General features: G+C 69.5%; 22 protein-coding genes and 1 pseudogene. 18 read left to right on the top strand and 5 right to left on the bottom strand.

Features of this window, described 5'->3' with window-relative positions; all coding sequences use genetic code 11:
* The first annotated feature begins 3 nt into the window (after positions 1–3).
* From Q9R08_RS15475 to Q9R08_RS15435, 9 genes are all read left to right on the top strand, one after another.
* Positions 4–798, top strand: coding sequence for a TIM barrel protein (locus tag Q9R08_RS15475; protein WP_308869015.1), 795 nt, complete (start codon positions 4–6; stop codon positions 796–798).
* On the top strand, positions 795–2,330 hold the full coding sequence (locus Q9R08_RS15470) for a GMC oxidoreductase (RefSeq protein ID WP_308869013.1): 1,536 nt from the start codon (positions 795–797) through the stop codon (positions 2,328–2,330). The genes Q9R08_RS15475 and Q9R08_RS15470 overlap by 4 nt, the downstream gene beginning before the upstream one ends.
* Positions 2,331–2,426: 96 nt before the next feature.
* Positions 2,427–2,837: a C-glycoside deglycosidase beta subunit domain-containing protein gene (locus tag Q9R08_RS15465; protein WP_308869011.1), complete on the top strand. Its 411-nt coding sequence runs from the start codon at positions 2,427–2,429 to the stop codon at positions 2,835–2,837.
* Complete coding sequence (locus Q9R08_RS15460; protein ID WP_308869009.1) at positions 2,834–3,934, top strand: sugar phosphate isomerase/epimerase family protein; 1,101 nt, start codon at positions 2,834–2,836, stop codon at positions 3,932–3,934. The genes Q9R08_RS15465 and Q9R08_RS15460 overlap by 4 nt, the downstream gene beginning before the upstream one ends.
* A gap of 44 nt (positions 3,935–3,978) precedes the next feature.
* A complete protein-coding gene (locus Q9R08_RS15455) occupies positions 3,979–5,013 on the top strand; it encodes a sugar phosphate isomerase/epimerase family protein (RefSeq protein ID WP_308869007.1) in 1,035 nt (344 codons plus the stop codon).
* A gap of 95 nt (positions 5,014–5,108) precedes the next feature.
* Positions 5,109–5,525 (top strand): C-glycoside deglycosidase beta subunit domain-containing protein, encoded by a 417-nt coding sequence (locus Q9R08_RS15450; RefSeq protein ID WP_308869006.1) that lies wholly within the window; start codon positions 5,109–5,111, stop codon positions 5,523–5,525.
* Between the two features lie 23 nt (positions 5,526–5,548).
* On the top strand, positions 5,549–6,715 hold the full coding sequence (locus tag Q9R08_RS15445; protein WP_308869112.1) for a Gfo/Idh/MocA family protein: 1,167 nt from the start codon (positions 5,549–5,551) through the stop codon (positions 6,713–6,715).
* A gap of 53 nt (positions 6,716–6,768) precedes the next feature.
* On the top strand, positions 6,769–7,776 hold the full coding sequence (locus Q9R08_RS15440; protein WP_308869004.1) for a sugar phosphate isomerase/epimerase family protein: 1,008 nt from the start codon (positions 6,769–6,771) through the stop codon (positions 7,774–7,776).
* A gap of 83 nt (positions 7,777–7,859) precedes the next feature.
* The gene (locus tag Q9R08_RS15435; RefSeq protein ID WP_308869002.1) at positions 7,860–8,729 is read left to right on the top strand and encodes a ThuA domain-containing protein; all 870 of its coding nucleotides are present in this window, start codon (positions 7,860–7,862) and stop codon (positions 8,727–8,729) included.
* A gap of 68 nt (positions 8,730–8,797) precedes the next feature.
* Here Q9R08_RS15435 and Q9R08_RS15430 read toward each other — a convergent pair whose 3' ends face one another.
* Together Q9R08_RS15430 and Q9R08_RS15425 are read right to left on the bottom strand one after the other, a co-directional pair.
* A complete protein-coding gene (locus Q9R08_RS15430) occupies positions 8,798–10,264 on the bottom strand; it encodes a hypothetical protein (protein WP_308869000.1) in 1,467 nt (488 codons plus the stop codon).
* A gap of 100 nt (positions 10,265–10,364) precedes the next feature.
* Entirely contained in the window at positions 10,365–11,642 is a 1,278-nt protein-coding gene (locus Q9R08_RS15425; protein ID WP_308868999.1) for an ROK family protein, read from the bottom strand.
* Positions 11,643–11,818: 176 nt separating this feature from the next.
* Between Q9R08_RS15425 and Q9R08_RS15420 the strand changes: the two are divergent.
* The 9 genes and pseudogenes from Q9R08_RS15420 to Q9R08_RS15380 all read left to right on the top strand — a co-directional run.
* Positions 11,819–12,778: pseudogene (locus Q9R08_RS15420) on the top strand (Gfo/Idh/MocA family protein); the annotation flags it as partial.
* Positions 12,775–13,557, top strand: coding sequence for a hypothetical protein (locus Q9R08_RS15415; protein ID WP_308868997.1), 783 nt, complete (start codon positions 12,775–12,777; stop codon positions 13,555–13,557). The pseudogene Q9R08_RS15420 and the gene Q9R08_RS15415, both read left to right, overlap by 4 nt.
* 106 nt (positions 13,558–13,663) lie before the next feature.
* On the top strand, positions 13,664–14,683 hold the full coding sequence (locus tag Q9R08_RS15410) for a VOC family protein (RefSeq protein ID WP_308868996.1): 1,020 nt from the start codon (positions 13,664–13,666) through the stop codon (positions 14,681–14,683).
* A gap of 76 nt (positions 14,684–14,759) precedes the next feature.
* Positions 14,760–15,731, top strand: coding sequence for a fumarylacetoacetate hydrolase family protein (locus Q9R08_RS15405; RefSeq protein WP_308868995.1), 972 nt, complete (start codon positions 14,760–14,762; stop codon positions 15,729–15,731).
* Positions 15,728–16,726 (top strand): cyclase family protein, encoded by a 999-nt coding sequence (locus Q9R08_RS15400; RefSeq protein WP_308868994.1) that lies wholly within the window; start codon positions 15,728–15,730, stop codon positions 16,724–16,726. The genes Q9R08_RS15405 and Q9R08_RS15400 overlap by 4 nt, the downstream gene beginning before the upstream one ends.
* Positions 16,727–16,762: 36 nt before the next feature.
* Complete coding sequence (locus tag Q9R08_RS15395) at positions 16,763–17,896, top strand: FAD-dependent monooxygenase (protein WP_308868993.1); 1,134 nt, start codon at positions 16,763–16,765, stop codon at positions 17,894–17,896.
* Positions 17,893–18,897 carry an amidohydrolase family protein gene (locus tag Q9R08_RS15390; protein WP_308868992.1) on the top strand — a complete coding sequence of 335 codons (1,005 nt, stop codon included), beginning with the start codon at positions 17,893–17,895 and terminating at the stop codon, positions 18,895–18,897. The genes Q9R08_RS15395 and Q9R08_RS15390 overlap by 4 nt, the downstream gene beginning before the upstream one ends.
* 177 nt (positions 18,898–19,074) lie before the next feature.
* Positions 19,075–20,562 (top strand): MFS transporter, encoded by a 1,488-nt coding sequence (locus Q9R08_RS15385; protein WP_308868991.1) that lies wholly within the window; start codon positions 19,075–19,077, stop codon positions 20,560–20,562.
* A 17-nt stretch (positions 20,563–20,579) separates the two neighbouring features.
* On the top strand, positions 20,580–22,175 hold the full coding sequence (locus tag Q9R08_RS15380) for a GMC oxidoreductase (protein ID WP_308868990.1): 1,596 nt from the start codon (positions 20,580–20,582) through the stop codon (positions 22,173–22,175).
* A gap of 128 nt (positions 22,176–22,303) precedes the next feature.
* On the opposite strand, the gene Q9R08_RS15375 is transcribed toward Q9R08_RS15380, so the two are convergent.
* From Q9R08_RS15375 to Q9R08_RS15365, 3 genes are all read right to left on the bottom strand, one after another.
* The gene (locus Q9R08_RS15375; RefSeq protein WP_308868989.1) at positions 22,304–23,071 is read right to left on the bottom strand and encodes an SDR family NAD(P)-dependent oxidoreductase; all 768 of its coding nucleotides are present in this window, start codon (positions 23,069–23,071) and stop codon (positions 22,304–22,306) included.
* Between the two features lie 218 nt (positions 23,072–23,289).
* Positions 23,290–24,783, bottom strand: coding sequence for a peptide MFS transporter (locus Q9R08_RS15370; protein ID WP_308868988.1), 1,494 nt, complete (start codon positions 24,781–24,783; stop codon positions 23,290–23,292).
* A 189-nt stretch (positions 24,784–24,972) separates the two neighbouring features.
* A complete protein-coding gene (locus Q9R08_RS15365) occupies positions 24,973–26,376 on the bottom strand; it encodes an MFS transporter (protein ID WP_308869111.1) in 1,404 nt (467 codons plus the stop codon).
* Positions 26,377–26,483: the final 107 nt, after the last annotated feature.

Genomic DNA, 26,483 nt, shown 5'->3' with positions numbered 1-26,483 from the left:
ACCGTGTACCAGCTCGCCCCCAACATCGAACTCCTCTTCACCGAGGCGGGCGACTACCACGACCGGGTCCGCGCCGCGGCCGCGACCGGATTCACCGCCGTCGAGATGTGGGGACCGACGGGCGTGGATGCCCCATCGACCCCGAAGGATCTGCCCGCGCTCAAGGCGGCCCTCGAAGAGACCGGCACGCAGCTCACGGCGCAGTTGTCCGAGCCGCGCACGCAGTTCATGATCCCGCCGTGGGACCACTCCGAGTTCTATCGCAAGCTCGACGAGGGAGTGGAGATCGCGCACCTCCTCGGCACGCCCCGCATCGTCGTCGGCAGCGGCACAGGCTTCGGCGGCTGGAAGCGGCAGGTGCAGCTCGACAAGCTCGTCGAGATCTACCAGAAGGCCGCCGCGCAGATCGACGGTTCGGGCGTGACGCTGGTGCTGGAACCCGTCAACGTGCGCGTGGACCACCCCGGTTCGCTCCTGGACCGCACGGCCGAGGCCGTCTACGTCGCGCGGGGCGTCGACTCGCCCTTCTTCGGCGTGCTGTACGACCTCTACCACTCCACCGTCGAGGGTGAGGATCCGGCGGCCGAGCTCGCGAACGCGGGTGACCTGATCCGCTACGTGCAGATCGCCGATGCGCCCGGCCGCGGCGAGCCCGGCAGCGGCGACATCGACTGGCCGGCATCCCTCGCGCTCCTGCGTGCATCGGGCTACGACGGCCCCATCGGACTCGAGTACTACCCCCAGACCGCGTCGGCCGAGTCGGTGCAGTACATCCGGGATCTGGCGGCGAGCGCATGAGCGCGCGTGACTACCCCGACGCGGTCGACGTCGTGATCGTGGGCAGCGGCCCCGCCGGGGCGACGTACGCCCGCATCCTGAGCGAACGGGCGCCGGGTGCGAAGATCGCGATGTTCGAGGTCGGCCCGACGATCTCGGACCCGCCGGGTGCGCACGTGAAGAACATCGCCGATCCCGCGCAGCGCGCCAGCGCGCAGACGCGGTCGGAGGGCCCGCACGCGAAGGAGAGCGCCGATCGCACGGGCGGCATCGTCAAGACGACGCAGCGACGCGCCCGGCCGGGCACATTCCTGCTGGAGAGCGGCTACCAGGTGGACGGCGAAGACGGGCTGCCCGTGGCGGCCATGTCGAGCAACGTCGGGGGCATGGCTGCGCACTGGACCGGCGCCTGCCCACGGCCGAACGACAGCGAGCGGATCGCGGTCCTCGACGCCGCGGGCAGCTTCGACGAGCTGCTCTCAGAGGCGGAACGGCTTCTGGGTGTGACGACTGACGCGTTCGACAGTTCGCCCTACGGCGACCTTGTCCGAGAGCGACTGGCCGCGGCGGAGGATGCCGGACGCATCGCGGCGACGCGGGTGCAGCGGATGCCGCTCGCGGTGCACCGCCGAGACGACGGCAACCTCGTGTGGTCGGGTTCGGATGTCGTGTTCGGCGACGTCACGCGCGCCAACCCGGGATTCACCCTCTTCGACGAGTCCCTGGTCACGCGCGTGCTGGTCGAGGACGGCCGCGCCGCGGGCGTCGTCGTCACCGACCGACGCACCGGCGAGAGCGCAGAGGTCCGCGCGGAATTCGTGGTCGTCGCCGCGGACGCCCTGCGCACGCCGCAGCTGCTGTGGGCGTCCGGCATCCGTCCCGACGCCCTCGGCCGCTATCTCAACGACCAGGCGCAGATCGTCTTCGCCGTCCGCATCCGCGACCTTCCGTCGGCGGACACCGGCGATAGCGGCGCCGCCACCGGTCTGAGCGAGTACAGCGGTGTGACGTGGGTGCCCTTCACTGACGACATGCCCTTCCACGGGCAGGTGATGCAGCTGGACGCCTCGCCGGTGAAGCTCGCCGACGACGACCCGGCCGCTCCCGGTTCGATCGTGGGGCTCGGCCTGTTCTGCGCGAAGGATCTGCAGGCCTCGGATCGTGTCGAGTTCTCTGATCACGACGTGGACGGATACGGGATGCCGGCGATGACGGTGCACTACAGGCTCACTCCGCGCGACCATGAGGTGATCGCCCGTGGCAAGCAGGAGATCGTGCGCCTCGGCAAGGCCGTGGGCGAGCCTCTGGACGAAAGCGCCTTCGTGATGCCTCTGGGCGCCTCGCTGCACTATCAGGGGACGACCCGCCTCGGCGCGTCCGACGACGGTTCCACCGTGTGCTCACCTCAGGGCGAAGTGTGGGACGTGCCGCGACTGTTCGTCGCCGGCAACGGGGTCATTCCCACGGCGACGGCGTGCAATCCGACGCTGACGGGGGTGGCCCTCGCCATCAACGGGGCCCGCGCGATCTCCGAGAAATTGACCGGCCGGTAGAGGCGATCTTGCTTCTGTCTTATTCAGACATTAGAGTGTAGAAACAATGACAAAGATGTCCGGCCGACCGCGTCGGCCCAGAACCTGGAGGTCATCGTGATCCCCGACCGCATCATCGAGCAGGGCACGCTCACGACCGAGGGGCCGCGGACCGCGCTCGAGGTCCGGCTGCCCTGGTACCGCGCGCTGCCGGGGTCGTGCATCGCCGGCGCGAAGCTGACCGTGGACGGGGTGGAGGCGCCGGCGGAGTCGCTGCGCTGGCGCATGAACGGCCGCGAGTTCCGCTTCGACGAGCTGGTGACCGAGGCCGATGAGTGGTGGTTCCCGACCGACTCCGCCGTGCTGTCGGGAGAGATCCCGCTGAGCGATGCGCGCGAGCACGAGGTGCGGGTGGATCTGATCCTCTACATCCCGTACATCATCATCGGCGACGACGAGACGCTGCACATCGAAGAGCACGACACGAAGACCATGACCGTACGACAGGGAATAGAGGTGGCGGCATGACGACACGGGGAACGCCCATCCAGGGCGTCACGCTCTACAGCTTCACGCGCGCGTTCCACGCCCGCGAGTACGACCTCGAGGGACTCATCCGCAAGGTGGCGGCCGACGGCTACGGGCCGGGCCTCGAGATCATCGGATTCTCGAGCTTCCGCGGGTTCCCCTCGATCGACGACTCGTACGCAGGGTGGTTCCGCGATCTGGTCGCCGAGCTGGGTCTCGTGACCACGTCGCTCGCAGTGAACGCGGATATCGGCATCCACCGCGATCGACTGCTCACGCAGGACGAGCTGATCGACTACATGACACTGCAGATCAAGGCGGCCGCCAAGCTCGGTTTTCCGATCGCGCGCGTGCAGATCTCGATCACCCCCGACTCGATGCAGGCGCTGGCGCCGATCGCGGAGGAGCACGGTGTCACCCTTGCGCTCGAAGTGCACGCCGACCAATACGCCTCGCACCCGCGCATCCTGGCGTTGCGCGACCGGTTCGAGCAGGTCGGCTCGCCGTTCCTCGGTTTCACCATGGACTGGGGCGCCACCGTCTCGGGATTCGCACCGTCGCTCATCGAGGCGTACCGCCGTCGCGGCGCGTCCGAGGACCTCCTCGCGCAGGTCACCGGCCTGTGGAACGAGTTCTACGAGCAGGGTCCGCCCGCCGACCAGGCGGAGCACGGCCAGCGCTTCGGCCGCTTCATCGGCTTGGCAGCCCAGAACGGTCGCCCCGACCTGGGAATCGACTTCGGGATCAACGGCACCGGGCTGTTCGGCCCGGCCCGTGTGGACGACTGGCTCGAGATCATGCCGTGGATCCGTCATGTGCACGGCAAGTTCTTCGGTATCGACGAGAACGGCGAAGAGCCCTCCGTGCCCGTGCGGGACCTCATCCGGCTGCTCGTCGAGAACGGGTACTCCGGTGCGATCTCCAGCGAATACGAGGGCTGGCATTGGAACCACTGGCAGAGCCCGTTCGAGATCATCGCCGGCGAGCAGGCCGTCCAGCGCTCCGCCGCCGCCGACGCCGGCTCGCGCATGATCACGGATGCCGCCGAGGCGCGGAGCCTGCTCCATGACCACCTCGCTCAGCCCGTCCGGGGCTGAGCCCCACCGACGACCCATCGACACACTCAGGGCAGGGACCAACCATGACTGACGGCATCGCCGGCACCGGGATCAAGCTCGGGATCACCCTCTATTCGCTCACCTCGGAGTTCGCCGCGGGCCTCTACACACCGGAGACCCTCATCAAGGCGGCGGCCGACCACGGGCTCGGCCCGGGTATCGAGTTCAACATCGCGCAGATGCTGCGCACATACCCCGATGTGGACGACGATTTCGTCCGCATCTGGCGCGACAGCATGGACCGCTACGGACTGGAGCCCAGCGCGATCGGCACCAACCTCGACATGGGACGCCGCAAGGATCGCGACATGACGCCCGACGAGGAGCACGACTTCCTCGCCCGCCAGCTCAAGACCGCGCACACCCTCGGCTTCACGAAGGTCGTCATCCGCTCCCACGGCAAGGAGCTGCTGCGCAGCCTGCTGCCGCTGGCCGAGAAGTACGACCAGAAGCTCGGCTACGAGATCCACGCGCCATCGGGGCCGAACGATCCGCAGGTGCTGCAGATGCGCGAGATGTACGACGAACTGCAGTCCGACCGGCTCGGGTTCACCGCGGACTTCTCCTCGACGATGCACAGCCTCTCTCCGACGCTGTTGCGGACGCTCCGCCAGATGGGCATGGACGAGAAGCACTTCCCCGTGATGGACGAGATCTGGCACGAGCCCACGCCCATGCACGTGCGCAACCAGAAGTTCGAGGACTACCTGACGGCCGAGGGCGTCGATCCGCTGCGGTTCGGCCCCTTCACCCGGCTCGCGTTCAACATGCACGGGCTGGTGCCGCCGGAGGAGTGGCTCGACATCATGCCGCAGATCTTCCACGTGCACGCGAAGTTCTACGACATCGGCCCCGACGGCGAGGAGCCGGCGATGGACATCCCTCGGATCGTGCGCCAGTTCGTCCAGGGCGGCTACCAGGGCTACCTCTCCAGCGAGTGGGAGGGCCATGCGTTCTCCGACCTGGGCGAGTCCGACCCCATCGACCTGGTCAAGAAGCAGCACGCGCTCATGCGGCGCGCCGTCGAAGAGACCGTCGCCGAGCGCCAGCCGGCCTGAGCACCGTCGAGGACCCGCTCGAGCCGGCACCCCGGTACCGCACGAGACGTTCACCGACACCTTCCCCCGACCCGCACCGAACGAGGACCCTCATCATGGCCACCCACAACTCCCTCTTCTCCGAGCAGGACGTCCACCGCCGCGAAGACGGCATCGCCGTTTCGGTGCAGCTGCCCTGGTACCGGAGCCTCTGGCTCTCGGCAGTCGACGATGTCGCGGCATCCGTCAACGGCGTGCCGGTGCCGAAGGACGATCTCCGCTTCGAGCTGAACGGCCGGAGCTACCGCATCGAGGAGCTGCCCGAGCAGTGGGACACGCTCTGGTTCGTCGCCGACAAGCCTGAGGTCGTCATCCCGCTCGATCATGCGCCGCAGGCCGGCGAGAAGCTCACCGTCGAGGTCGTCCTCACGATGCGCCTGCTCTACATGCAGATCATGCCGGGCGTCGACGGCGGCCCCGGCCGGTACGTGACCAACCGCGTCCCGGTCGAGCGAGAGGTCGTGCTCGCGTGACCGGGCGCCGGCTGCGGGTCGCGATGATCGGATACGGCTTCATGGGGGCCGCGCACTCGGTCGGGTGGCGCCAGGCGCCGCGCATGTTCGATCTTCCCGCCGGTGTCGAGATGGCCGTGGTCGTCGGACGCAATGCCGAGGCGGTGGCGGATGCCGCAGCCCGGTGGGGCTGGCAGGAGTCGGCGACCGACTGGCGCGAGGTCATCGCGCGTGACGACATCGACCTCGTCGACATCGTCACGCCGGGCGACTCCCACGCCGAGATCGCCATCGCGGCGCTCGAAGCGGGCAAGCACGTGCTGTGCGAGAAGCCCCTCGCCAACACGGTCGAAGAGGCGCAGGCGATGGCGGATGCCGCCGCACGCGCCGCGGAGCGCGGCATCCGTTCCATGGTCGGCTTCACGTACCGTCGCGTCCCCGCTGTCACCTTCCTCCGCGACCTCGTCGCGCAGGGCGCGGTGGGCAGGATCGCGCAGGTGCGCGCGGCGTATCGCCAGGACTGGCTCGTCGACCCGGACATGCCGCTCGGGTGGCGGCTGCAGAAGGAGCACGCGGGATCCGGTGCCCTCGGCGACATCGGCGCGCACATCATCGACATGACCCAGTTCGTGACGGGACTCTCAGTCGACGCCGTGTCGGGCGTGGTCGACACGATCGTCAAGGAGCGCCCGCTGCAGGGATCGGGGACCGGGCTGTCCGGGACGGTCGCGGAGGGGTATGGCGAGGTCACGGTGGACGACCTCGCGATCTTCACCGGGCGACTGTCGACGGGAGCTCTCGCGTCGTTCGAGGCGACGCGCTTCGCCACCGGCCGCAAGAACGATCTGTCGATCGAGGTCTCCGGCGACAAGGGCGCGCTGCGCTTCGACCTCGAGGATCTCAACACGCTGTGGTTCTACGACCGCACGGCCCCGGAGGCCACCCAGGGCTTCACGCGCATCCTGGTGACGGAGGCGCAGCATCCGTATGTCTCGGCGTGGTGGCCGGCTGGTCACACGCTCGGTTACGAGCACGGCTTCAGCCATCAGGCCGTCGACCTCGTGACGGCGATCGTCGAGGGCACCGATCCTCACCCGTCGTTCGACGAGGGTCTGTCGGTGCAGCGCGTGCTCGCAGCCGTCGAGGAGAGCTCGGCCAACGACTCCGCGTGGGTGCGGGTGGGTGCCGAGGTTTCGTCTCCGACACGGTGAATTCGACCGCCTGAGCAGATAGTTTGACTCAACAACAAAGCAAAGGAGCCGCGATGCCTCGTCCGATCACCCTCTTCACCGGTCAGTGGGCCGACCTGCCGTTCGAGGAGGTGGCACGGCTGGCGGGCGAGTGGGGCTACGACGGTCTCGAGATCGCCTGCTGGGGCGACCACATCGACGTGTCGCGCTGGGATGATGCGGACTACGTGCAGTCGCGGCGCGACATCCTCGAGCGCAACGGGCTGAAGGTCTGGACGATCTCGAACCATCTCGCGGGGCAGGCCGTGTGCGACGATCCGATCGACGAGCGGCATCGCGACATCCTCACCGATCGCGTGTGGGGCGACGGCGAGCCGGAAGGCGTGCGGCAGCGGGCCGCCGAGGAGCTGAAGATGACCGCACGGTTCGCCGCGAAGCTCGGCGTCAAGACGGTCACCGGCTTCACCGGATCGTCGATCTGGAAGGCGGTCGCGATGTTCCCGCCGGCTTCAGACGAATGGATCGCGGCCGGCTACCAGGACTTCGCCGACCGGTTCCACCCGATCCTCGACGTCTTCGAAGAGGTCGGGGTGCGCTTCGCGCTCGAGGTGCACCCGTCCGAGATCGCCTACGACTACTGGACCGCGAAGGCCACGCTCGACGCCATCGGCCATCGCAAGAGCTTCGGGATCAACTTCGATCCGTCGCACTTCATGTGGCAGCAGCTGGACCCGGTCGCGTTCGTGCTCGATTTCGCCGAGCACATCTTCCACGTGCACGTGAAGGAGTCGATCACCAACCTCGACGGCCGCAACGGCGTGCTGGGCTCCCACCTGCCGTGGGCGAACCCGCGCCGCGGGTGGACCTTCGTGTCGACCGCACACGGCCAGGTGCCGTGGGAGCCGCTGTTCCGTGCCCTCAACGCCATCGGCTATGACGGCCCGACGAGCGTCGAGTGGGAGGACGCCGGCATGGACCGGCTCGACGGCGCCCCCGAGGCGATCGAGTTCGTCCGCAAGCTCAACGCCATCACGCCTCCCGCCGCGGCATTCGACGCCGCGTTCTCGACCAAGGCCGAGTAGCGCCACCAACCCAGCCCGACCTCGCGATCCCGAGGTCGTCGTTCGGCGTGCCCGCGCACGTCTCACGCAGATGGAGATTCCGCATGGCCGATGTCCTCGATGTGCTCATCCTCTCGGGCCACATGACCCGCGAGCACGACAACGAGTTCCGCAGCTTCCGTCAGCACAACCAGTGGCTCATCGCCCTGCTCGAAGACACCGGCCGGTTCCGCGTCCGCGTCACGGAGGACCCGCGCGGGCTGGGCGCCGAGATCATCGACAAGTACGACGTGGTGATCGTCGTGTTCGAGGGTCGGGACGGCTACCACGAGAAGGCCGTCGGCTTCGGTGCGGAGACGGATGCTGCGCTGCTGGCGTTCGTGCATGACGGCGGCAAGGGGATCGTGTGGTTCCACGGCTCCGCTGCGCAAGAGGACGACTGGGGCTACCCCGAGGAGTACAACGTCATGCGCGGGTCGAAGCTGACCGTCGCGGGCGGGCTGCGGCCACGGCCATGGGGCGAGGCGCAGCTCGACACCGTCGAACCACGCCACCCGATCACCGAAGGCATCAGCGCCCGCTGGACCGTGACCGGCGACGACATCCTCACCGGTGTGGCGATCCACGAGGGCGCTCAGGTGCTGCTCACGACGTTCGACGACCTCGAGTCGTACGAGAGGGCGCCGATGTGGCCGATGTCCCACTATCCGGTGGCGATCCCGCCCGAGGGCATCGCGGCACTCCCCGGCATGAACACCGATCAGCCGATCGCATGGATCAACGAGTACGGCGAGGGTCGCTCATTCACGATCACGATCGGCCACGACATCGACACGTTCCGGCGCATCGAGTTCATCCGCATGTTCCCCCGCGGCGTCGAATGGGCGGCGACGGGCGAGGTCACGCTGAACGGACCGGACCGCAGGGGCGAGCGTCGCTTCCTGCCCTGGCCGTACTACAACCACCAGGGCTGAGTCGGGGCGCGTGACGAAGGCAGGGCCGAACGCGGTCCGGCCTGACTTCATTCGAGGGCGCGGCCCGGTCAGCGCGGCGCGCTCACCGTGGAGAGCGCTCGTCGGGCGAGGGCGAGGTGCGCACGGGTCGTCGCGGCCGGATCGTCGTCGAGCCACTCGTGGCCTCCCCACTCGCTGGTCAGCGTGCCCGTGAAGCCGGTACGTCGCAGCGCGGCCCCGATGTCGCTGATCGGCCGCGACACGCGACCGTCGGTGTCTTCGAGATCCCAGAACTTCAGGTGCACACCGCCGGTGAGGGGAAGGAGCGGCTCGAGGTCGCCCACCTCGGACCGGCCGAACCGCACCAGCAGGTTCATGAAGAGCGTGTGCACGGCGGGCGGCACCTGACCTCCGCGCAGTGAGGCGACGACCGCCTGGTGGGTCTCGGGGGCGCGCCAGTCGTGTTCCAGACGCACGAGCAGATCCTCACCGACCCCGCCCCGGCGGAGCTCCTCGAGATAGCTCACCGGCAGCGACGGCATGAGCATGCTGATGTCGATGAGCGTGCGGATACGCGGATCGTCGAGCTGCTGAATCAGCTCGAGGTTCGTCGAGACGGCCGGTACGCCGAGCGTCTGCTGACCTTGGATCTCCTCGTAGAGCACCACGTCGAGCGCTTCGAGGACCGGCTGGACCAGGCGCAGCAGCTCGGGCCCTGCCTGTCCGAACGGCACGCGCACGCCTCGTGCACCGAGCCGTGCGGCCGCTCGCAGCTGCGGTACCAGGAACGCGAGGCGCTCTTCCTGCGTGCGGCGGCGGGAGGGCAGCGCCCAGTCGTCGAGGCTCGCGCCCACGATCGTGACGGCTCCGCGCGCTGCGGCGAGGCGTTCGCCCAGGCGGTCGACCTCGGCATCGGAGGGGTTGGGGAACGACCGCCACACCTGCCCGGCCTCGATCTCGATCGTCTCCGCGATCCCCTCTGCGACGATGCCGACCGCGATATCCTCAGCGGGCCGCTGGGCGCGGATGACTTTGGGCGTCCAGTTGAACGCACTCGCCGAGACCGTCCAGGCATCGTCCACCGTCGCCGATGCGAACTCCTCCGAGCGCGGTCGGACGCCGGCGACGGCATCCGATTCCCCCGCTGACGCGCGGCCCTCTGCAGCTGTGGCGCCCGATGCCGGTGCACCGAGAACAAGGGGACGCTCCGCGTGGAACGGCAGCGTCAGCGGTCCCGTCGGTCCGGCCTGCAGGTACGGCACGAGGAGGGTGAACGAGAGCGAGACGTCATGGGTGCCGGGAGCCAGGGTCCTCTCACCGCGCAGTTCGAGCCTGTCCTGTATGAACCACCATCCGGGCGTGGTCGCGAGTTCGGCGGATGTCACCGCGCGGCCGTCGAGCGCTGCCGACACCGCGACCGGCTCCTTGTCGATCGCCACCATCACCCTCGTTACACTCGCCAGCGGCATCGAGCGGATCCATGGCAGGCTCACGCGCAACGAGAAGCCGCCGACGGTGGCGGAGAGTGCGTCGTCGAGCAGCAGCGGTAGCGTCATCGGGTTCACTCCCTCGTGTCCGAGCCCGTCCGACGGGCTTCAGACAGGAAGCTACACGCTTTTGTCTGTTTTAGTAAGAAGTCCTCGAAGCCCGGGCGACTCACGCCGCCGTCTCGAGGCTGCCGCGGATCGCGCCGATGGTGGGGCGCCCGTCGCCGAACCAGCGCGGGAAGGTCACATCGAACAGCTGCTCGCGCACCATCTCCACGCCACCCCGCAAAGGTTCCCGCACGTCATTGACGGACTGGGCGATCGTCAGATCCCGCGTGGCGAGCGGGAGTGAGAGCTCGTACACGCGCTGGCGCACCTCGGCGAGCAGCAGCTCGCCGGCCCCCGCGACGGCGCCGCCGATCACGATCACCGAGGGATTGAACATGTTGACCAGCGCGGCGATCGACTCGCCGACGACGCGCGCCGACCGCTGGACGAGCCGGATGGCGAGCGCGTCCCCCTCCTCCGCCGCGATCGAGATGCGCTCGGGCGTCAGCTCCTCGCCGTCGGCGACGGCCGTGGCCAGTGCTCCCGTCGCCCCGGCCTCGATCTCCGCGAGGGCATCGCGGATCAGAGCCCACCCGCCGGCGACCGCCTCCAAGCACCCGACCTTGCCGCAGCGGCAGAGGGCATCGGAGTCCCGTACGCGGACGTGCCCGATGTCGCCTGCGGCGCCGTTCACGCCACGGTGGATGCGTCCGTGCGAGAGCAGGCCCGCTCCGATGCCGGACCCGATCTTGCAGTAGATGAGGTCGAGGCGGTAGTCGTCGCGCCGCGCGCGCTCGCCGAACGTGAGGAGGTTGACGTCGTTGTCGACCCACACGGGGGCGTCGTAACGCTGCTCGAACCGGCGGCGCACGTCGAACCCGTTCCAGCCGGGCATGATGGGCGGTGCGACGGGGCGGCCGCTGTCGAAGTCCACCGGGCCGGGCACGCCGACACCGATGCCCCACACCGGCACGTCCGGAGTGCGTTCGAGCACCTCGTCGATCATGCTGAGCGCCTTGTCCAGCGTCTCTGCGGGGCCGCGCGCGATGTCCCACCGCGAGTGCGCCTGATCGATAACGTCACCGTCGAGCATGGCGACCCCGACGTGGATGTGGAGGGCTCCCAGGGCGCACACGACGATGCGACCCGCGTCGCCGCGGAATCGGAGGGTGCGCGGGGCGCGACCCCCCGACGAAGGCCCGAACTCGCCGTCCGCGAGGTAGCCCATCTCGATCGCCTGGTCCACCCGCTGCGTGACGACACCGCGACCCAGTCCGGTCACGCGTCCGATCTCGGGCCGGGTCGACGCGTCCCCCGTGCGCACCATGTTCACGATCCTCAAGAGGCTCGTCATCTCGTCGGTCTGCGCCCCGAAGCGCAACGTGGACTCTCTGGCCATGGTCGATTCTTGCATAACCGCCCACGGAATCATCCCAAATGTGGCGGTCTATAGTCAAAGCACATCGAACTTAGGTACGCTTCGAGCGAAAGTACGGAGGCGGCATGACCTACGGCGTCGGCATCATCGGGGCGGGACCGGGCGTCTCGGCTCTGCACCTGCCCACCCTCGCGCAACTCGGCGAGTCGTTCCGAGTGGTCCACATCTCCGACGCGGGAAGCGGGCGTGCGGAGGCTCTCGCGGCGCGCACCGCCGCGCGCTTCTCGTCGGGGACCGAGGATCTCCTGTCAGACCCGGCGGTGGACGTCGTCGCCGTCTGCAGCCCTCCGGCGGAGCACTCGAGGCAGGTCGTCGCGGCGGTCGCCGCCGGCAAGCAGGCGATCTTCTGCGAGAAGCCACTCGGCACCACGGTCGGCGAGGCCACGCAGGCCGTCGAGGCGTGCCGCCGCACGGGGATTCCGCTGATCGTGGGGACCAACCACTACTTCGATCCGGCGTGGGGCAGGGCCAAGCACCACCTGACCGCGTCGGGCGGCCCTGTGGTGTCGGTGTCGGTCACGCTCTCATTGCCGCCGAACACGCGCTACCACGATGTGGTGTCGGAGCTTCCGACGGCGAGTCGGCACCCTGCGCTTCCCGACCTGACCCGCCCCGAGGTCGCGGCGGAGGTCGTGCACCGGCTCCTCACCGGTCTCGCCATCCACGACCTCCCGCTCGTCCGGGACATCGCGCCGAACTTCGAGCGCGTCGTCTTCGCCCGCGCGCTGGCGCCCCTCGGCTACGCCGTGGGTTTCGTCGCGAGCGGCATCCCGGTCCAGCTCACGGCCGTCATGCAGAGCGGCGGAGCCGACGCGCTCTGGCGCCTGGCGATCGCCACGACGCGGGACCGACTGGATGTCGGCTTCCCGCCCGCTTTCGTGCATGCCGGAAGCGCTCGCGTGCGCCTTCGCGCTGCGGACGACCGCGAGACGACTTTCGCGCACGACGCCGGCGACGGCTACACGGCGGAGTGGCGAGCGCTCGCCGAGCTGCTCGACAGCGGATTCCCCGTCGAGTACGACGAGCTCCTCGACGACGTCCGGTACTCCCTGCGGATCGCGGACGCCGCCGCCGCCCTCGTCGGAGCGGCGGCATGACCGCGACCCTGGTCCGCACCGACCTCGATGAGTATCGAGTGGCGATGGCCGAGCTTCCCGAACGCGTCGCCGCCGCGGCCGGCCGCGCAGGTGCCGTGGTCGTCGTCGACGGGACGGGCGCCTGGTGGCGCCACGCCGAAGCCGCCTCCAGGGACGGCGCCGCAGCCGTCGTGGTGGCCCGTCCCGGTGGCGCGCCCGCGGAAGCCCTCGGCGTGCTGGAGGCGCGCACGGGCGCCGTGCCGATCATCCTGGAACGACCCCAGCTGCGCCACGACGCCGTCGCCGCCGCCGCGGATGCGCTGCCCGCACCGCGCCGCCTGAGTGCATGCACGATCGAGTGTCACGCCGCCTCCGACGCGCTCTCGCAGGCCCTCCGCGACGCGATCGGATGGGCTCGCGTGCTCGCAGGCCGGCCCTTGCGCCTTCGCGTCGGAACCTTCGCGGACGGAAGCGGTCTCGCGCTCCTCGAAACCGACGCGCAGGCGGTGGTGTCGGCCGTCGTCGCAACCCAGCCGGGAGCCCCGGGTCTCGGACGCCTGCGCATCACGGCTCTCGCCGAGACGGTCGTCGAGGTCGACGACGACGGGGGAGACCTGGTGATGGCGACGACGGACGCCTCGGGTCGGCGGACGCTTCCGCGCCGGTTCGAACGTCCCGAGCGGGTGGCGCTGCGCCGTGCCATCGAGGCGGTCCGCCTCGGACGCGACGTCGACGATCTCGCCGAGCTGCGACACGACGCGGTCCTCGCCGGGCAGATTCTCGGCCGCTCGCGTTCATAAATGTGGGTGATCCGGGTAATCGTCGATATGGGATTCCCTGATATGCCCGACTCCGGCGAAAGTGGTTGTGGGGATCACCCCGACGACTCACCGAAAGGGATCGAAGATGATCAAGCTTCTGTCGCATCTGTCGTATGTGGCCATCACATCGCCGGATGTCGAGGCATCCGTCGACTTCTACGTCAACCAGGTCGGACTCACCGTCGTCGACCGCGTCGACGGCGCCGTGTACCTGCGCTGCTGGGGCGACTACTACGCCTACTCCGTCGTCGTGCTTCCGGGCGACGAGCCGAGCCTCGACACCGCCGCGTGGCGCACCTCGAGCCCCGAGGCGCTCGAGGAGGCCGCCAAGCGCGTGGAGGCCGCCGGCATCCAGGGCGAGTGGGTCGATGTCCACAAGATCGGTCGCGCGTACCGCTTCACCGGCCCGTGGGGTCACACGCTTACCCTGCACTGGGACGTCACGCGCCACCACGACACCGAGGGCGACGCCGCGTCGATCTACCCCGACCGGCCCTCGCGTCGCAGCAAGGTCGCCGGCGCCCCGCGTCAGCTCGACCACGTCACCATCGCCACGAGCGACGTCGACGCGTTCGTGAAGTGGTACGTCGACGTGCTCGGCTTCCGCTTCATGGCCCGCACCGTCCTCGACGAGGCGCCCATCTCGGTGTTCTCGGTGCTCACGACCAACGAGAAGTCTCACGACCTCGGAGTCGTCCTCGACGGCTCGACCCGCGCCGGACGCGTCAACCACTACGCGTTCTGGGTCGACACCCGCGAGGAGCTGCTCATCGCGGCTGACGTCCTCGGCGAGAACGGCTACCCGATCGAGTACGGCCCGTCGATCCACGGCATCGGCGAGCAGAACTTCCTCTACTACCGCGAGCCGTCGTCGCTGCGCATCGAGCTCAACACGGGCGGGTATCGCAACTATGTGCCGGACTGGGAAGCCAACACCTGGACGCCGTCTCAGGGCTCGAACAACTTCTACCGCAACAGCGCCATGCCGATGTCCATGACGGAGTCCTTCCCGCCCGCCGATGGTCCGTCGGCGACCGAGGAGGGCGTGCCGGACGAGATCAAGGAAGCGCTCTTCAACCCCTACGCCAAGCACGGCCAGGGCTGACAGGCTCGAGGGTGGGGATGCCCGACCGGCGTCCCCGCCCTCGCACCACGTTGCGAACCACGGACTTGGAGAACACATGACGACGACGTCAGACGGACTGACCGCACCCTTCGCCTTCGCCCGCTACCGCGACGGGGATTCCGTCCGTCTCGGGCTCGTCGCCGGCGACCGCATCCGCGCGGTGTCGGACGACGATCTCGGCGCGCCAGGACTGAACGCCTTCCTCGCCGCGGCCGACTGGGATCGCCTGACGGCGCTCGCCGAGACGGATGGCGAGTGGATGCCGCTCGCCGATGTCGTGCTGACTGCTCCGGTCGAACCGCGTCAGGTGCTGCAGGCGGGGGCGAACTACCGCGAGCACGTGATCGAGCTCGTCGTGGCCGGACTCACGCAGGACGCTTCCCGCTCGCCCGAGGAGGCGCGGGAGTTCGCGGCGAAGATGATGGACGACCGCCGGGCACATGGCGAGCCCTACTTCTTCCTGGGGCTGCCCACCGTCGTCGTCGGTGACGATGTGCCCCTCGTGCTGCCGTCGTACAGCGAGGTGCACGACTGGGAGCTGGAGCTGGCCGTCGTGATCGGCAAGGAGGCGTTCCGCGTGTCGCGGGAGGACGCGGTCGGCCACATCGGGGGCTACACGATCGTGAACGACATCACGACGCGCGACCTCGTCTTCCGCAAGGACATGAAGGAGATCGGGACCGACTGGTACCGCGCCAAGAACGCGCCGGGCTTCCTGCCCACCGGTCCGTTCCTCGTGCCCGCTCCCTTCGTGTCGGGTGACGACCTCGCCGTCCGGCTCGACCTCAACGGCGACACGATGCAGAACGGATCGACGAGCGACCTGCTCTTCGACATCCCCGCGCTCGTCTCGGCCGCCTCGCAGACGACCGCGCTGCTCCCCGGTGACCTGCTCCTCACCGGGAGCCCTCCCGGCAACGGCCAGCACTGGAAGCGGTTCCTGCGCGACGGCGACGTCATGACCGGTTCGATCTCCGGCCTCGGCACGCAGGTCGTCCGGTGCGTCGCGGAGGGGCCGGAGGTGTGAACGCGCCGTCCGAGAACCCCGCCGACCTCGACCGGGCGAATCCCGAGGCGGAGATCGCCGCGCGCGCCGAGGCGTTCCGCAACTGGGGGCGATGGGGCGGGGAGGATCGCCTGGGCACCCTCAACTTCATCGATGCGGCGGTGCGCGTCGCCGCAGCCGGTCTGGTGAAGACCGGACGCGTTGTCTCGCTGTCGCAGTCCTTCGACATGAACGGCCCGCAGAAGGGCTGGCGGCGTCGAACCAACCCCGTGCACCTCATGATGGACACGGGTACGGATGCCGAGCGCGGCGCGCAGGGGTTTCCCCACGGCATCGGCGGGGCCGACGACCACATCTCGATGCCGCTGCAGTGCTCGACGCAGTGGGATGGGCTCGGCCACATCTTCGACCACGGCCACGCGTGGAACGGCCGACGGGCGGGCGACGTCGTGACGAGCGACGGCGACCTGGTGACGGGCATCGAGCATGCGGCATCCGTCATCGTCTCGCGCGGCGTCCTCCTCGACGTCGGCCGCCACCTGCGCCCAGACACCGGCGAACTCGAGGACGGATACGCCATCACTGCAGCCGACCTCGATGCGACGATCGAGGCGCAGGGGGTATCGAGCCTCGTCGGTCGCGGCGACATCGTCGTCGTGCGCACGGGCCAGCTCGCGCGTACGCGCCGTGACGGCTGGGGGGACTACGCGGGCGGGCCGGCTCCCGGACTCTCGCTCACGAGCGCGGGCTGGCTGCACCGCAGCGAGATCGCCGCCATCGCCACCGACACGTGGGGCTTCGAAGTGCGGCCCAACGAGTTCGACGTCGCGGCCTTCCAGCCGCTGCACCAGGTGGTGATCCCGAACATGGGCCTCACCATCGGGGAGCTGTGGGACCTCGAGGAGCTCGGCGCGGTGTGCGCTGAGTCGGGCACCTACGAGTTCCTCCTCTCGGCGGCACCGCTGCCGATCACCGGCGCGGTCGGCTCGCCGATCAACCCCGTCGCCATCCTCTGAAGCACTCCACACGACACAGAACAGAGAGGTTCTGACATGACCGCAGTCAGCAACGTCGCGATCGCCGGAAGCGGCGTCTCGGGGCTCGCCGCCGCCATCCAGCTCGCCAAGGCCGGCGTCGAGGTCGACGTCTTCGAGGCGAAGCCCGAGCTCAGCGCACTGGGTTCGGGCATCTCGCTGCAGGGCAACGCCCTGCGCGTTTTCGACGCGCTCGGCGCCTGGGAAGACATCCGCGCCGCCGGCTACCCCTTCGAGGGACTCAACCTGCGCGCCCCCGGTCCGGGTGCCCCCGTGGTCGCCGCGCTGCCCGACGTCAAGACCGGCGGACCCGACTACCCGGCCGCGATGGGGATGCCGCGTCCTGCACTGGCGCGCATCCTGCTCGAGCACGCGCAGAAGGCCGGCGCGAACGTCCGGTTCGGCGCCAAGGTCACCGGGCTCGAGCAGACCGACGACGCGGTCGAGGTCTTCGTCGACGGCGCATCGGCCGGCACGTACGACCTGCTCATCGGCGCCGACGGACTGAACTCCGCCGTGCGGGGCCTGATCGGCATCGACGTCACTCCGCAACCGACCGGCATGGGCATCTGGCGCACGTTCGTATCGCGCCCCTCCGAGGTGGAACGCAGCGAGCTCTACTACGGCGGCCCGGTCTACATCGCCGGCTACACCCCGACGGGTGAGGACACGATGTACGCGTTCCTCGTCGAGAAGGCGCAGGATCGCTTCGGCGTCTCCGATGAGGAGGCCACCCGCATCATGCTGGAGGAGTCGCGTGCCTACGACGGCCCGTGGAACGCGATCCGCACCGACCTCGAGAGCGGCGCACACGCGAACTACACGTGGTTCACCAAGCACCTGGTCCAGGCGCCCTGGAACCGAGGACGTGTGGTGGTGATCGGGGATGCCGCGCACAGCTGCCCGCCCACGATCGCGCAGGGGGCCGCACAGGGGCTGGAGGACGCCCTCGTCCTCACCGAGCTGCTCACCGACCGAGAAGTGCTCGACCGGGGGCTGTGGGACGACTTCCACGCCCGGCGTCTGCCGCGCGCGAAGGCGGTGGTCGAGGCATCCGTGCAACTGGGCCAGTGGCAGATCGACGGCAACAGGGATGCCGACGCCGGTGGGCTGATCTTCGGCATCGCGCAGCAGATGGCGCAGCCGGCATGATCACCGACGTCCACGCCCACCTGCTGTTGCCGGCGCTGCATGCCGAGGTCGAGCGGCGCGTGCCCGACCTCGTCGCCGAGGCCGCCGACCTGGAGCGTCGCCGCAACGGGGTCGAGAGCCTGCAGGTCTCCGGCGCCATGGTCGGCGCGCGCATTCCGAAGCTCACCGACGTCGGCGCGCGGCTCGCCGCGATGGATGCGCAGGGTGTCGACCGCCAGTGGGTCAGCGTCTCGCCGAACCACTTCTACCCGTGGGCGCCCGAGGGCCTCGCGGTGTGGGTCGCGCTGGAGACGAACCGGCTCATCGCGGCGCACGCGGCGCTGGCGCCCGACCGTCTCACCGGGCTCGGTGTGGTGCCGCTGCAGCATCCGGAGCGCATTGTGGAGTGCCTCGACGACGCGATCCTCGGCCGCGGCCTCGCGGGCGTGGAGATCTCGTCGTTCGCGGGCGATGTCGAGCTCTCGGACGCACGACTCGAGCCGTTCTGGGCCCGGGCGGCGGAGCTGGGGGCCGTGGTGTTCCTGCATCCGTTCGGCTGCAGCCTCGACGAGCGGCTGGATCGGTTCTACCTCTCGAACACCGTGGGGCAGCCCACCGAGAACGCCGTCGCCCTCTCGCACCTCATCTTCTCGGGCGTGCTCGATCGGCACCCGGGCCTGAAGATCGTGGCGGCGCACGGCGGCGGCTACCTGCCGTTCGCCATCGGGCGCTCGGATCGCGCCTGGCACGTGCGGCCGGAGGCGCAGCGCTGCCGGCACGCGCCGTCGACGTATCTGCGGAAGCTGTGGTTCGACACCGTGGTGCACGATCCGGTCGCCATCCGGCACCTCGTGGAGGTCGCCGGCGCGTCGCAGGTCGTGCTCGGCAGCGACTTCCCGTTCGACATGGGTCTCGACGATCCCGTCGCACTGGTGCGCGGCGCCGACCTGCCCGCGGTGCTGACGGAGCGCATCCTCGCAGGCAATGCCGCGGCGCTCCTCGAGACGGGGGTGCGAGTTTGAGGAGGGCGCGCGGGCATCCGGACGGCGCTCCGATCTTTAGTTGTTTTTAGACTAAAGAGCGATTAGAATCGACAGTGACGTCGGGGCCAAAGTTGGCCCGTCCCCTGCAGCGAAGCCGCGCAGGGGCACACCCCGTCGCGTCGATCGCCCGGTCGTACGGGCACCACGCGTATGAGCATGTCACCGTGGAGGCTCCGCCTCCTGATCGTCGCCCTTCTGACGGTCGCCACCCTCGGAGCGCTCGATCACACGATCGTGTCGACCTCCCTGGCCACCGTCGCCGGCGAACTGGGCGCCCTCGCCCAGATGGGGTGGGTGGTCGTCGGCTACACGCTGGCGAGCACCGTGCTGCTGCCGATCATCGGCAAGCTCGGCGACGCGGTCGGTCCTCGAGGCGTGTTCCTCGTGTCGCTCGTGCTCTTCCTCGTGGCATCGCTCGCGTGCGGCTTCGCGCAGGACATGCCACAGCTCATCGGCGCGCGCGTGGTGCAGGGCATGAGCTCGGCCGGGCTGCAGCTCATGTCGCAGACGATCGTCGCGAGGGTCACCACGCCGCGCGAACGTCCCCGATATCTTGCGATCATCGGCGCCGCATTCCCGGTCGCCATCCTGATCGGTCCCGTGGTCGGCGGCCTGATCACCGATCACTGGGGCTGGCCCTGGGTGTTCTGGATCAACATCCCTTTCGGCGTCGGCGCCCTCCTCCTGGCGCTCGTCGCCGTGCCGAAGCTCGCCGGTTTCGGGCGGCGGCGGTTCGACATCGCCGGCTCGGTCTCGTTCGCGATCGCGATGGTCGGGCTCGTGCTGGCCGTCACCTGGATCGGCGATCCCGCCCGTGCTGCGGCATCCGTCGTCTCGTTCGTCGTGGCAGGCATGGCCTTCGCCGCCTTCTTCCTCATCGAGATGCGTGCCACCGAGCCGCTGGTGCCGCTTCGGCTCTTCGCGGATCGGACGATCGCCGCCGGAACCGCGCTGTCCGCGATCATCGGCATCGGGCTGTTCTCCATCACCGCGTACCTTCCCACCTACTTCCAGATGGCGTATCGCACCACGGCGACGGTGTCGGGTCTCGTTCCCATCGCGACGGTCTTCGGGATGCTGGTGTCGAACCTCGCAACCGGGTGGCTGGTGGGCCGCACCGGCCACTACCGCGTCTACTGCATCGCCGGCACCGCGCTCAGCGCCGCCGGGCTCTTCGTGATGGCCGTCTTGCCGGTCGGGCTCCCGCTGTGGGTGCCGATGATCGTCATGGCCGTCGTCGGAGTGGGCACCGGGGCGTTCATGAGCCTCGTCATCGCCGTCGTCCAGAGCGCGGCGCCGCACCGCGACATCGGCAGCATGACGGCCACCGTCAACCTCGTCCGGCAGGTCGGCTCGACGGTGGCGACGGCGATCATCGGCGGCGTCATCGGCTTCGGGGTCGCGGGCCTGCTGCCGGCGGCCCTCGATGCCGCGACTCTGACGCCGCAGTTCGTCCACCAGGCCTCCGAGTCGGTGCAGGCCCAGGTCGCCGAGATCTACGGCGGCGTCTTCTCGCCCGTCTTCGCGGCGCTCGCCGCCACCTACGCCGCCGGCATCGTCGCCGCGGTGCTCCTTCCTGCCCGGCGGCTCGCTGACGAGTCCGAGCCTGCCGCCGCACCCCGCTCCGAACCCCTCACCGCGTGACCAGAAGAGGTACTCCCATGTCTGACAGCCCCACCGTCGCCATCGTCGGCAGCGGACCGATCGGCTCCGCTTACGCCCGAGTCATCCTCGAGTCCACTCCCGATGCCCGCGTCGTGATGTTCGAGGCAGGACCGCAGCTCACTGCCGTGCCGGGTGAGAGCGTGCGCAACATCGCCGATCCCGATGAGAAGGCGCGCGCCCGCGAGATGTCGCAGGGGCCGCAGTCGGGCGCATTCCGCGAGAGCCTCGGAATTCCCGCCGGCGTCGTCGTCGAGGGGATGTTCACCGCCCGGCAGGGCACTCATCTGCTCGACTTCGGCGGGCCGGGCTCGGCTCACGCGCCCACCTTCCCCGCGGCGGCCGCCGCCACGAACGTCGGAGGTCAGGGCGCTCACTGGACGTGCGCCATCCCTCGTCCGGCCTTCAGCGAGCAGGTCGGCTTCATCGAGGACGCCGAGTGGGAGGAGCTCATCACGACGGCGGAGGGGCTGCTGCACGCGCAGAGCGCGGCGTTCGCGGATTCCCCCATCGGCGCCGCCATCCGATCGCTCCTCGACGAGGAGTTCGGCGCCGAGCTGCCCGCGGGCTACGGAGTGGGCACCCTGCCGGTCGCCGGCGATCCGCAGCCCGACGGCTCCATGGTGTGGGCCGGCGCGAACACCGTCCTCGGTCCGCTCATCGAGGAGGGCAGTCGCGAGTCGGTGCGCTTCACGCTGCGCGACCTCACGCTGGTGCGGCGGATCGAGCACGAAGGCGGTGTGGTGACCGGCGTGACGATCGAAGACCTGCGCACGAAAGAGGTCTCCTTCTTCGCAGCCGACGTGGTCGTCGTGGCCGCCGACGCGTTCCGCTCGCCACAGCTGCTCTGGGCGTCCGGCATCCGTCCCCGTGCGCTCGGGCGGTACCTCACCGAGCATCATGTCGTCATCACGACGGTCGCGCTCGACGAAGAGCGCATGGGCGCGCTGATCTCTCAAGACGAGTTCGAGCGCGAGCTCGCGCGCCGCGCCCAGAACGCGGCCGACCCGGTCGCCTCGGTCAACCGCATTCCGTTCTCGGAGCCGGACCACCCCTTCTCCCTGCAGGTGATGTACGCCGAGAACCCGCCGTTCGCGCTCGACCCGTCCCACCCGGCGTCGGGTAACCGGTGGGGCTACGTGAACATGGGCTACGGCGTGCGCAAGCACCCCCGGATCGAGGACGGCGTCACCTTCGACGACGCGGAGCTCGACTACCGGGGTTTTCCGAACATGACGATCGAGTACGCGCTGACGGATGCCGAGCAGCCCGAGCTCGACGAGGCCCACGAGCGGGTGCGCCGTGCCGGCGCCGCCCTCGGCACCTTCGTGGCCGAGCCGCGGCTGCTGCCCAACGGCTCGAGCCTGCACTACATGGGAACGATGCGCATGGGCCCTGCGGACGACGGCACATCGGTCGCCGACCCGTGGTCGCGCGTGTGGGGCTACGACAACCTCGTGGTCGGCGGCAACGCCCTCATCCCGACGGCCAACACGATGAACCCGACCCTGATGAGCGTTGCGATCGCGGTGCGCGGAGCGCGGCGCGTGGTCGAGCAGTTCTCGCGGGCGCGGGAGGACCAGGTCGTGCGCTGACGGCGGGTCCCGAGTGGGAACCCGCGCCCGCCGTTCACCACAGTCCACGGAGACGGCCGCCGACCCGTGCGGAGGCACAGGATCGGGCGGTCGCGCCCCGACTCGGTGGAGATGTGCGGCTGCGACAGTCAGACGCCCGCGATGCGGTCGGCCATGACCTTCGCGCCGGCCGACGAGGTCGTGCCGCCGTCGACCGGGATCTCGGCACCGGACAGGTAGGACGCGGCATCCGAGAGCAGGAATGCCACGAGCTCCGCGACCTCGTCTGCCCGACCCACCCGCTCAAGGGGCGTCAGAGCGAGCTGCGCGTCGCGCATCTTCTCGGGCGCGCTCGCGGTCATCGGTGTCTCGATGAACCCCGGGTGCACGACGTTGACCCGGATGCCGCGAGGGCCCAGCTCCGTGGCCGCGACATGGGTGAGGCCGCGAAGGCCCCACTTCGATACGGTGTAGGCGACCGGGTAGTGCGCGTTGAGCGCGGCCGACGACCCGATGTTGACGATCGATGACCCGGGGCCCATGAGCGGGGCGAGGGCCTGGATGCCGAGCATCGGCCCCGTGAGGTTGACCGCGAGCACGCGATCCCAATCGGCCCGTTCGACGGCGCCCAGTCGTGCGCGGTGGGTGATTCCGGCGTTGTTCACCAGACCGCGCAGAGGCTCGCCGCCGAGGGCTTCGGCGAGGTCGGCGGCGAGGAGGGCCCAGCCACCCTCCTCCGCGACGTCGAGCCGCCGGTACTCGACGCCGGGCGTCGCCTCGAGCGGAGCGTCCACGACGTCGGTCGCGACGACGCGTGCACCCGCCGCGGCCAGCAGCCGCGCCTCGGCGGCTCCCTGCCCGCCGCCCGCTCCCGTGACGACGACCGTGCGTCCTTCGAGTCCTGGAAAGCTGCTCATGGGGCGACCGTAGTCCGCCGCAAGAGGGTCGGGAACGGGCATCCGCTGATGTCCTGCATCGCGATCGGCGAACCCGCTCGCGCCCCCACGCGGGCGAGGATGAGGGCAGTGAATCCGAGGACTCTTCACCCTTCTCGCACTCGGACTGACGGCTCACCCGCCGGCGCGGAACCGGCTCACGAGCCGGCAGAACACCTCCGCGCTGCTCCCCGCGAACCTCAGCGCACTCCGCGCATCAGCTTCAGCACCGGACGCACCGAGGCGAGCAGTGCGAGGCCCAGCAGGATCGCGATGACGCCGAGGATCGTGAAGTACGGCACCTCGTTCGTGGGGTCGTAGAACTGCGCGAGCCAGCCGGCGATCGCAGTGCCCAGAGCGACCGACAGGAAGTACAGCGCCACCATCTGCGTGTGGAACCGCTCGGGGGCGAGCTTGGTCGTCACCGACAGGCCGGGCGGCGAGATGAACAACTCGGCGATCGTGAACACGAGCAGGATCAGCACGATGGCCAGCAGCGGCGTCGAGTTGGGGGCGCCGTTCGCCCACGGGAGGAACAGCAGGAAGGCGACGCCCATGATCATCGCGCCGAGCGAGAACTTCACCGGCGCCGACGGGGCCCTGTTCCCGAGCTTCGTCCAGATCGCCGCGAACACCCCCGAGAGGATGATCACGAAGATCGGGTTGATGGAGTTCACCCACGACACCGGCATCTCCCAGCCGAAGATCGAGCGGTTGAGTCGCTGGTCGGAGTAGATCGTCAGCACCGTGAACTGCTGCTGGTACAGCGACCAGAAGCCCACGTTCACGATGAACAGCGGGATGAACCCGATCACGCGCGAGCGCTCATCGCCGCTGATGTGGCGCGACGCGATGATGACGCAGAAGTACGCGATCGCCGCCGCCAGCGTGACGAGGATCACGACGCCGGCCAGGTTGTCGGCGCGGATGACGCCGGTGAGCACGAGCACGACCAGGACGAGCAGGCCGGCGATGCCGATGCCGATCGCCACGGCCCTGCGGTTCGCGGGGAGCGGGTTCGCGACGACGCGCGACGAGGCCGGCAGCTGCTTGCGCCCGAACGAGTACTGGATGAGACCGATCGCCATGCCGACCGCGGCGGCGGCGAAGCCCCAGTGGAAGCCGACGTTGCTCTGCAGGAACCCGGTGACGATCGGCCCGAGGAACGCACCCAGATTGATGCCGAGGTAGAACAGCGAGAAGCCCGCGTCGCGGCGCGGATCCTTGGGGGAGTACAGCGTCCCGACGACCGCGGTGGCGTTGGCCTTGAGCCCGCCGGAGCCGATCGCGACGAGCACCAGCCCGACGCCCAGACCCCACACGTTCGGAAGCACCGCGAGCGCGATGTGACCGGCCATGATGACCCACGCGCTGAAGAACAGCACGCGCTCCGAGCCGAGCAGTCGGTCGGCGACCCACGCGCCGAGGATCGTCGACAGGTAGACGGTGCCGCCGTACGCGCCGACGATGCCGGTCGCCGTCGCCTCCGGGATGCCGAGCCCGCCGTCCGCGACGGAGTAGTACATGTAGATGAGCAGGATGCCCTGCATGCCGTAGAAGCTGAACCGCTCCCACATCTCCACGCCGAAGATGTGAGCGAGCGACCACGGCTGACCGAAGAACCTGGTGTCGTGGTCCGAGCCGTCGTCGGGAGCAGTCGTGCCGGCTGCGTCCGTCCCGCTCGCCGCGGCCATGGTGCCGGTCCTCGTGGCGTCGGCGGCGGCGGTCGCACCGTCGGGCGGCCCTACCGGAACCTGGTCCGGCTTCCTCCCGCGCGGATCCTGCTCGTCCCCCTGAAGGCCCTGATCACGCCCGTCCATCGCTCGCTCCCGTCGCCCCGGTTGACGTCAGGCTAGCGGCCGGGGTGGGCGCTCGTCAGTAGGTCACTCGCGGAGGGACGGATGCCGCTCCTCGGGCGCGCGATGGCGAGGGATGAACAGCGCCACCACCAGGGCGACGATCGCGGCCGCCCCGCCGAGGATCAGCGAGAGCGTGAAACCGGTGGTCGTCGGGACCGGGATCCCCTCGAAGTCGACGGTGTACGTGGCGAGCACCGCGCCGATGACGGCCGCCGCCGTGCTCGTGCCGAGCGAGCGGAACAGCGCATTGAGCCCGTTCGACGCACCGGTCTCGCTCTGCGGGACGGAGCGCATGATCAGCATGGGCATCGACGCGTACCCGAAGCCGATGCCGGCGCCGATGAGGATGTTCGCGACGAGGATGTGCCACACCTCGGAGGAGAAGAGCAGCGTGAAGCCGTAGGCGGCGATCAGCGAGAGCGCACCGAGCAGCAGCAGCAGCTTGGGACCGGTGCGGAACGCGATGCGACCCGCGATCGGCGAGAGCACCATCATGACGAGTCCCGAGGGCATGACGATCAGGCTCGCGACCAGCAGCGACAGACCGAACCCGGCGCCGGTCGCGACCGGCAGCTCGAGCATCTGCGGGTAGACGACGTTCGAGGCGAAGAGCGAGAACCCCATCGCCACCGATGCGATGTTCGTCAGCAGCACCGCAGGCCGGGCGGCGACCCGCAGGTCGAGCAGCGGCTCGTCGATGCGCAGCTCGAACCATCCCCAGAGCAGCAGCACGACCAGCCCGCCGAGCCCGCACACCAGCACCGGCCCCGATCCCCAGCCCCATTCGTTGCCGCGCGAGATCGCCAGCAGGATGCCGATGAGGCCGACGGCCAGTCCCGCGGCGCCGACGTAGTCGAACCGGCCGGCGGTGCGCAGGACGCTCACCGGCACGATCCAGAGCACGAGCGCGAAGACGACGACGCCGAGACCCGCCGCCATCCAGAACAGCAGATGCCAGTCGCTCCGCTCGGTGATGAGCGCGCTGATCGGCAGGCCGAGCGCGCCGCCGACGCCGAGCGTCGCGCTCATGAAGGCGATCGCGGAATCGACCCGGTCCTCGTGCAGCACGTCGCGCATGATCGAGATGCCGAGTGGCACGACGCCGACGATGGCGCCCTGCAGCGTGCGCCCGACGATGATCCCGATGATGCCCGGCGACAACGCCGCGACGACCGAGCCCGCGACCATCACCGCGACGAGCACGAGCACGATGCGGCGCTTGCCGTACATGTCGCCGAGTCGCCCCGAGATCGGGGTGATCACGGCCGCCGCGAGCAGCGTCGAGGTGACCACCCACGCGGTGTCCTCGCGGCTGGAGCTCAGCAGCTCCGGCAGCTTCGACTGGATGGGCACCATGAGCGTGAACATGAACGACGAACACAGGCCCGCGACCGCCAGCACGGCGACGATGGCGCCCTGACGCGGCATCCGGGTGAGTCTTCTTCTCGCGTCCTCATCACCCGTGGCCATCGCTTCAGGCTATCGGCGCTACGGGGCCGGGGCTCCGCGCATCGAGCGGCACGAACTCCGCCGCT

This window comes from Microbacterium psychrotolerans (assembly GCF_031085295.1).
Classification (GTDB): Bacteria; Actinomycetota; Actinomycetes; order Actinomycetales; family Microbacteriaceae; genus Microbacterium; species Microbacterium psychrotolerans.
The sequence above is the reverse complement of the archived record's forward strand: the minus strand, read 5'-3'. Positions and strand labels throughout refer to the sequence as shown.